This window comes from Pricia sp., from assembly GCF_041745955.1.
Lineage (GTDB): Bacteria > Bacteroidota > Bacteroidia > Flavobacteriales > Flavobacteriaceae > Pricia.
Genome location: NZ_JBGTHY010000114.1, coordinates 1 through 7714, shown reverse-complemented (window position 1 = coordinate 7714; position 7714 = coordinate 1). Strand labels below are relative to the sequence as shown.

The 7714-nt window shown below is 43.9% G+C and carries 7 protein-coding genes; 1 reads left to right on the top strand and 6 read right to left on the bottom strand.

All coding sequences use genetic code 11. The features are described from left to right. Positions 1–785, bottom strand: a 785-nt coding sequence (locus ACEW8S_RS04015) for a pyridoxal phosphate-dependent aminotransferase (protein ID WP_373516895.1), incomplete at its 3' end; no start/stop codon positions are given. A 146-nt stretch (positions 786–931) separates the two neighbouring features. Next, positions 932–2032: a fatty acid desaturase gene (locus tag ACEW8S_RS04010; protein WP_373516894.1), complete on the bottom strand. Its 1101-nt coding sequence runs from the start codon at positions 2030–2032 to the stop codon at positions 932–934. A gap of 125 nt (positions 2033–2157) precedes the next feature. Between ACEW8S_RS04010 and rsmG the strand changes: the two genes are divergently transcribed. Then, entirely contained in the window at positions 2158–2793 is a 636-nt protein-coding gene (rsmG, locus tag ACEW8S_RS04005; protein ID WP_373516893.1) for a 16S rRNA (guanine(527)-N(7))-methyltransferase RsmG, read from the top strand. A 349-nt stretch (positions 2794–3142) separates the two neighbouring features. Here the strand turns inward: rsmG and ACEW8S_RS04000 are convergent, their stop codons facing one another. From ACEW8S_RS04000 to ACEW8S_RS03985, 4 genes are all read right to left on the bottom strand, one after another. Next, positions 3143–3655, bottom strand: a complete 513-nt coding sequence (locus tag ACEW8S_RS04000) for a DinB family protein (RefSeq protein ID WP_373516892.1) — start codon at positions 3653–3655, stop codon at positions 3143–3145. A gap of 625 nt (positions 3656–4280) precedes the next feature. Beyond that, positions 4281–5909 (bottom strand): L-glutamate gamma-semialdehyde dehydrogenase, encoded by a 1629-nt coding sequence (gene pruA / locus ACEW8S_RS03995; RefSeq protein WP_373516891.1) that lies wholly within the window; start codon positions 5907–5909, stop codon positions 4281–4283. A 92-nt stretch (positions 5910–6001) separates the two neighbouring features. Next, positions 6002–6388 carry a Co2+/Mg2+ efflux protein ApaG gene (apaG, locus tag ACEW8S_RS03990; protein ID WP_373516890.1) on the bottom strand — a complete coding sequence of 129 codons (387 nt, stop codon included), beginning with the start codon at positions 6386–6388 and terminating at the stop codon, positions 6002–6004. Between the two features lie 37 nt (positions 6389–6425). Beyond that, positions 6426–7553: a DUF3667 domain-containing protein gene (locus ACEW8S_RS03985; RefSeq protein ID WP_373516889.1), complete on the bottom strand. Its 1128-nt coding sequence runs from the start codon at positions 7551–7553 to the stop codon at positions 6426–6428. Between the last annotated feature and the right edge of the window lie 161 nt (positions 7554–7714).

Here is a 7714-nt window from a genome sequence, read left to right as displayed (position 1 = left end):
TTGGTGCAGGCCTTGGCGATCCAATCGGCGGCACCGAGATAGCCAATACGCCATCCGGTCATGGCAAAGGCTTTTGATACGCCGTTTACCGTGATGGTTCGGTCGTACATACCTTCAATGCCGGCGATGCTGACATGGCCGCCGCGAAAGTTGATATGTTCGTAGATTTCATCCGAAACGATAAAGATATCGGGATGTTTTCTCAATACTTCCGCCAAACCTTCAAGCTCCGATAGACTGTACACAGAGCCACTGGGGTTACAGGGCGAACTGAACCAAAGCATTTTGGTTTTCGGGGTTATGGCCGCTTCGAGTTGTTCGGGCGTCATCTTAAAGTCGGTGTCGATAGTGGTTGGCACTTCTACGGGAACGCCCTCCGCTAGCTTGACAATATCGCTATAGCTGACCCAGTAGGGGGCGGGCAAAATCACTTCCTCCCCGTGGTTGAGCATGCACATGGCCACATTGGCCAGAGACTGTTTGGCGCCGGTGGAGACGACGATCTGGTTCAATCCGTATTCTAAATTATTGTCCCGTTTGAATTTGTTGGCGATCGCTTTTTTAAGATCGGCGTAACCGTCGACGGGGGAGTAGCTGCTGTAGTTGTCATCAATGGCTTGTTTGGCCGCATCCTTTATAAAATCGGGAATGTTGAAATCAGGTTCCCCAAGGCTGAGGCCGATAATATCCTTGCCTTCGTTGCGTAGTTCCCGGGCCTTGGCCGCCATGGCCAAAGTGGCGGAAGTGGACATGTTGTTTATCCGTTCCGAAAGATGTTTGTTCATGTAGTGGTGCTTATTAAATTGCTAATTAAACTGAATGATAGGAAGTAAAGGGGTGGAATGTTTCATTCTTAATTATTTGGCCTTAACGCAGCCCAAGGGTTGACTAGTACCTATATAAGTATTAATTAGTACTCAATAATCAACCATTATATCTGCAACGCAGGCCGCCTTCCCAAATCCCTCAAATGCCTGAAGTGCGAAATTATGGCTTTTCGGGTAGTTTTGTATTCGTTGTAGGGCAAATTGAACTCCTTTGCCGTTTCTTTCACAATTTTGGAGATTTTTGTGTAATGTACATGGCTGATGTGCGGAAAGATATGGTGCTCGACCTGATGGTTCAATCCCCCTGTAAACCAGTTGACGATACGGTTTTTGGTGCCGAAATTCACGGTGGTGAACAATTGGTGGATCGCCCAGGTATTTTTCATGGTTCCACTTTCGTCGGGTAGGGGCGTATCAGCTTCGTCGACGATATGCGCCAGTTGAAAGACCACGCTCAAGATGACACCGGCCACATAGTGCATGATAAAGAAGCCCAAAAGCACTTTCCACCAAGCGATATCGATAAAAACCAGGGGTAGTACGATCCAAATGGTGATATATAGTATTTTGGCGATGACCAACGTGCTCCAGTTCACAATGGGATTAGGGAATTTGCCAAAACTCAGTTTTCGTTTCGTATAGCGGTACATCTGCATAAAATCGGTGGTGATGGCCCAGTTGAAGGTCAGCAGTCCATAGAGAAAAACGGAATATAGGTGCTGGAATTTGTGGTGCCGCTTCCACTCGGTATGCCTTGAAAAACGGAGAATACGTCCGGCTTCCATATCCTCGTCGTGTTCATGGATGTTGGTATAGGTATGGTGAAGGACATTGTGCTGTACCTGCCAGTTGTAAACGTTACCGGCCAATATATAAATACTGCTTCCCATCAGTTTGTTGACCCATTTTTTGTTGGAATAAGAATTGTGGTTGCCATCGTGCATTACGTTCATACCAACACCTGCCATGCCCACGCCCATCACTATCGTCAAAAGAAGATTGGCCCAATTTGGAAGCCCCAAGGTCAAAATCAGAAAATAAGGCGTCAAGAACAGGGCGAACATGATGAAGGTCTTTAGATGCAATCGCCAGTTTCCTGTTTTTTTGATTTTATTATCCTTAAAATAATCGTTGACGCGCTTGTTAAGCGTCCTGAAAAATTTTGCGGAATCTTTTCGTGAAAAACGTATTGTATTTTGGTCCATGAGATGCAATCTTAAGGTAAATATTGGGTAAAAATGACTAGCCTTGGCTACGGTAAAGCTGTTTTTGCCGGCGAATACGGTAAATTTGTGCCGAGCTCAAAACAGGTTCCCATACAAATATACGCATGAACGCAAACTTAGTTTTCAAATATTTTCCCAATTTATCGGAAATTCAACAAAATCAGGTGATTAAGTTGGCCGAACTGTATATGGATTGGAACCAAAAAATCAATGTGGTTTCTCGAAAGGACATCGACGAGCTTTACCTGCGCCATGTGGTTCATTCTTTGGGAATCGCTAAAATTCAGCGGTTTAAGGTGGATGCATCCGTTTTAGATGTTGGTACCGGTGGCGGATTTCCAGGCGTTCCCTTGGCCATTTTGTATCCAGAGGTCCGTTTTACCTTGGTCGATTCCATCGGAAAGAAAATAAAGGTGGTCGACGAGGTCGTAGCGGGTCTGGGCCTCGAAAATGTGACCACGATCAATGATAGGGTAGAGGCGGTAAAGGGGCAATTCGATTTTATAGTGAGCAGGGCCGTTGCGGCGATGCCGACGTTTGTACATTGGGTCAAGGGGAAGGTCAAAAAGGAATCTTTACATGAAAGAAGAAACGGTATCCTTTATTTGAAAGGTGGCGATTTAGGGGAAGAATTAAAAGGATATAGAACGGCCGAAACCTTTGATCTCAACGATTATTTTGAAGAGGATTTTTTCGAGACCAAAAAGTTGGTGTACCTGCCGATGAAATACAAAGGTTAGATAACTGGACCTGATCATTAGATCTTCAACATTCCTTCGAACGAATACCTACAGTTTTCAGCGTACTTCTTAAGGTATACATAAATTCTATCAAAAAGGGATTTTTTGGCTTTCATGGTTTTCATCTGAATTTTCTGGGATTTCATAGCGTTTTTTTTTGTGATTCTGCCATAAAGTTACTAAAAGTTTACGATTAATTAACGTTAAATTTACATAGATATTGCATTTGGTCGGAGAAATTAACCCACAGAAAGCATAAAAGTGCATGGATTCCATAAAAAAGTCCTTACCGATGCTTCGGCAAGGACTTTTGAACTTAAAACATGAGGTCTGAATTTTACGATGTTCCTTATTCGCTCCAAGGCGGCGTAACCCCGTTCGAACGGGCATAGGCGATCAACTGGCCTTTGTGTTCGCCATTATGTTCCATAATCGATAAAAGACCCGCAAGCTTGTTCATCTTGGCAAATCCAAAATCGACCTCTTCGCTCAATTCGTCATTTTTGACCATCATGATTTTCTCGAGTACGAAGGCATTTGATTTTTTCAATGCGGCGATAATATTTTCCTTGCCGGTAATTTTGTCCAAACTTGTCATGTCCACATCCTCCGGCGGGGCAAACCCCATTTTCGAGGCCAGGTAATAGTTGCCGCCGGCAATATGCAACAGTGATTCCCCCACGGAGCGTATATTTTCGGCGGGCCTCCAATCGTACTGTTCTTCCGAAAAGGCTTCGGCCAGTTGTACCACTTGACCTTGGTTGTAGGTGAGTACGCCTTGAACCGTGCTTTGGGTCTGGTAGTCTTGGGCGTAACAAGTGACCGCGACCATAAATAGGAATGTAAAAGCTAATTTTTTCATTTTCAAAAGTTTAGTTTTTAGTGATATCTTCTAAATATCATATAGGGCAACGCTATTACAAACTGAATTGCCCTACAAGGTATTAAAAATGAACGAAATATTACCCTAAACTTTTGGAATTTGAATGGTAGAAAGGAAAAATCTATGGGCCACATTCAAAATTATCGGGCCTATAGATAATTTCCTGATTTTTAAGGTCATTGTTCGTAATCTCAACTCCAAGCTGGCCTAAGACTTCTTGCTCGCAATTATAAACCGTTTCAGGTTCGGTAACACAGTTTGGGCAACAATTGCGCAAAAAGAAGACGGTCCGGGAATTGAATGAGGCTTGGGATATTGACAAATATCTTTTTGTGAAACTGGTATCCATTTCAATGTTAGTGGCAATTTGCTTAAGCCAAGATATTTCCTTAATTGGGTCATCAAATCCGCTGCATGTGTTGAGTTCTGAATTTAATTCATTGTCTTGACAAGAGTAAAATGATAAAAAGAGGACTATTAAGACTTAAAATGTATTTTCTCATAACATATGTTTCTCTTAAGATTCAATATTGGAAAATAGGTTGCGTAAAAAAGCCCATATTTTTTGATATGGGCTTTTTGTGTATGAACTTTTAAGTTATGATTATCCCAAAAACGGATACCGATAATTCTCCGGCGTGACAAAGGTCTCTTTGATTAATCGCGGAGATACCCATCGCAAAAGGTTCTGCATGGATCCCGCCTTGTCATTGGTTCCTGATGCCCTGGCACCCCCAAAAGGCTGTTGCCCTACGACCGCACCCGTGGGCTTGTCGTTGATGTAAAAGTTGCCGGCACAATTTTTTAGGGCCTTTGTCGCCTCTTCGATAGCGTAACGATTGGCGGAAAGTACGGCGCCCGTTAAAGCATATATCGAAGTCTCATCGACCAATTTTAGGGTTTTGGACCAGTCTTTGTCCTCATAAACATATATCGTTACGACAGGGCCGAAAAGTTCGGTTTCCATGGTCGTGTAGTGTGGGTCGGTCGTTACGATGACCGTAGGCTCGATAAAGTAGCCTTTGGATTTATCGTATTCGCCACCGGCAAAGATTTCCGCGTTTTTGTCCTTTTTCGCCTGATCGATGTATTTGGCCAATTTATCAAAAGATCCCTCATGGATGACCGCCGTGATAAAGTTGGACATATCTTCGGGAGAGCCGGGTGTATTGAACGATTGAATATCCTTTTTAACCAATTCCAGAATTTCTTTGGATGTCGATTTGGGTAGGTACACCCGTGAGGCAGCACTACATTTTTGTCCCTGAAATTCAAAAGCTCCCCTGGAAATGGCCGTGGCCACCTGTTGTGGTTTGGCCGTAGGATGCGCGATGATGAAATCTTTTCCACCGGTCTCGCCGACAATCCGTGGATAGGTCTTATACGTATCGATATTGTCGCCGATTTTCTTCCAAAGGCCCTTAAACACGCTGGTCGATCCGGTATAATGGATACCTGCAAAATCAGGACTCGCCAATGCCGTATCCGTAATCATGACCGGGTCGCCGTAAACTACGTTGATCACACCATCGGGCAGGCCGGCCTCTTTAAAGATATCAACAATGACCTTGGCCGAAAAAATCTGATGGTCGCTGGGTTTCCACAACACCACATTGCCCATCATGGCCGCACTGGTGGGCAGGTTGGCCGCAATGGCCGTAAAGTTAAAGGGAGTAATGGCGTAAACAAAGCCTTCTAGCGGTCGATATTCCACACGGTTCCAAATACCTTCGGCGGAATCGGGCTGCTCCCCGTAGATTTGGGACATATACTCGACATTGAACCGCAAGAAGTCGATGGTCTCACAAGCGGCATCTATTTCCGCCTGATGAATGTTCTTCGATTGCGCAATCATGGTTGCCGCGTTTATCTTATCGCGGTAGGGGCCTGCAATCAGTTCCGCAGCCTTTGAGAAAATGGCGCTCCGCTGTTCCCAGGCCAGGTCGGCCCAAGCTTCGCGAGCTTCCAGACCGTTTTTGATGGCGGCTTCCACATGCTTTTTCTCGGCCAAATGATACTGTCCGACAACGTGCTTATGGTCGTGCGGCGGGGATATCGGTTTCGTGTTGCCGGTCTTGATCTCTTTGCTTCCTATATATAACGGAACATCTACATTGCCCTTGAAATAGGCATGGTATTGTTTGATTACGTCTTCGCGCTCAGCAGAGCCGGGGGCGTAACTTTTGATAGGTTCGTTGATGGCGATCGGTACGTGGAAAAATCCTTTTCCCATAGAGCTATTGATTTAAAATTAATATTTGAGGATGCGAAGGTAGCAAACACTCATGGTTAATTCAATAGTGGAGGGAGATTACTCATCATTAATCAATTCAATGCGAATGGAGCGAAAAATTTAAAAGTCGGAATATAAACACGGAATTTCTCGGTCGTAGAAAAATTGACCATATTGTAGTGGCCCCGCATGGCACCGAGCGGTGATGCCAGAAGGCAGCCGGAGTTATACGTATGCGATTCTCCGGGCTTGATTACCGGTTTTTTACCGATAACGCCCTCACCATCGAGTACTTCGAGTTCATTAAGTGCATCATAGATTTTCCAGTGCCGTGAGGTGAGCTGCACGGAATCTTTACTCTGGTTTTCAATGGAAATCGTGTAGCCAAAGGCAAAATGCATTTTATAGTTCTTGAAGAAGGTACCTTCAAAACTGGTCTTCACGGAAATCTTGATACCTTTGGTTACTTGTGTTGTCATGTGGAATTTGGTATAAACTGAATTCGATTAAATGGATTTAATTGGTAAAAATGTTTCCGGTAAATAAAATCAGTATAGCGAACACTGATAATATAAAGAAAATAAAATTTAAAAATAGATATTTAACACAAGTTTTAAAAATCCCTTGACCATAAAATTTTCGCATGGCCTGTAAAAGGTACAGTGAAAAGATCGCCAAAAAGATCCAGTTGCTGCTAACGGCAAAAATACCATCGATCAGATAGCTAATAATGAGCAAGATAAACAACAATGCGGTATTGTGAAAGCTAAAGATCAGATGATCGGTATAACTGTATTTTTTCCTGATATATACCAGCCAAATAAAGAGCGCGAACACCGGAAGAAAGAAAAATACGGCGAACGGCAGTTTTGAGATCAGCCTACTGATAAAACTTCCGGGCCGGCTCCGCAACTTTAAGATACCATGGGCCACATTGAAGGCCAGTTTGTTACCGAAGGATTCCGCTACCCCGTATTTATCTACGGCATCCTTGAAGTCGTAAATGGAATCGGAGCGCAATAACGTCGTAAAAAATTCCTGTTTTTGTGAAAATTGGTTTTCGTTGGAGGTAGTCCCCATATTTTTAAAATAGTCCGAGGGGTCGGACAGAATCAGGGAATCTTGTTTTTTAATCTTGAGTTTAAGGGCCTCGAAATCAAGGGCTTGCTTAATGGAATCGATGCCACGGTTGATCTCCGTTCCCTCTTCGGTGCCGAAACTAAAACTGAAATCATTCAGACTTTCGATGAAATAGCTATCCTCCTTTGCCCCGTATTTGTCCCATTTCGAAAAATTTCCGGTAAAATTGATCATCAAAAAATAGAGGATCGTCAAGCTCAGCAAAAACCGGAAGGGATTGGTGTACGAAACCCGTTTTCCCGCGATATACTCCCTAGTGATTTTTCCGGGCCGTAGCAGCAGTGCCCCGAGTGTTTTCAGCAATTTGGAATCATAGGACATCAGGCTCGCAAAGAACTCGTCCAAAAAATCCTTTAGCGATAATTTCTTAGTGCTGTTCGCCTGTGAGCAATTGGGGCAATACCGGTCGCTGATATCCAGCGGGTGGTCACAGTTTAGGCAATTCGTGCCGCGGTATTGAAAACGGTAACGGCCTTTTTCTGGTATGTCTGGGAGATTGTCCATGTATCATCCAAAGAGATTATTCAAAAAAAGTATATATTTGGATTTGCTTCTCGCACATAGAAAAATCCAACCCCAAACCCTAATTGCTGATGTTGCGGGAATTCGCCGATCCCACCCCGATAATGCTGTCGTACATATCCCCGAAATCCCGATAATACACC

Excerpts from the sequence above, each read along its gene's own strand:
- ACEW8S_RS04000 (WP_373516892.1), bottom strand. The coding sequence starts at position 3,655 with ATGAAAAAATTAGCTTTTACATTCCTATTTATGGTCGCGGTCACTTGT.
- apaG (WP_373516890.1), bottom strand. The coding sequence starts at position 6,388 with ATGACAACACAAGTAACCAAAGGTATCAAGATTTCCGTGAAGACCAGT.
- pruA (WP_373516891.1), bottom strand. The coding sequence starts at position 5,909 with ATGGGAAAAGGATTTTTCCACGTACCGATCGCCATCAACGAACCTATC.
- ACEW8S_RS04010 (WP_373516894.1), bottom strand. The coding sequence starts at position 2,032 with ATGGACCAAAATACAATACGTTTTTCACGAAAAGATTCCGCAAAATTT.
- rsmG (WP_373516893.1), top strand. The coding sequence starts at position 2,158 with ATGAACGCAAACTTAGTTTTCAAATATTTTCCCAATTTATCGGAAATT.
- ACEW8S_RS03985 (WP_373516889.1), bottom strand. The coding sequence starts at position 7,553 with ATGGACAATCTCCCAGACATACCAGAAAAAGGCCGTTACCGTTTTCAA.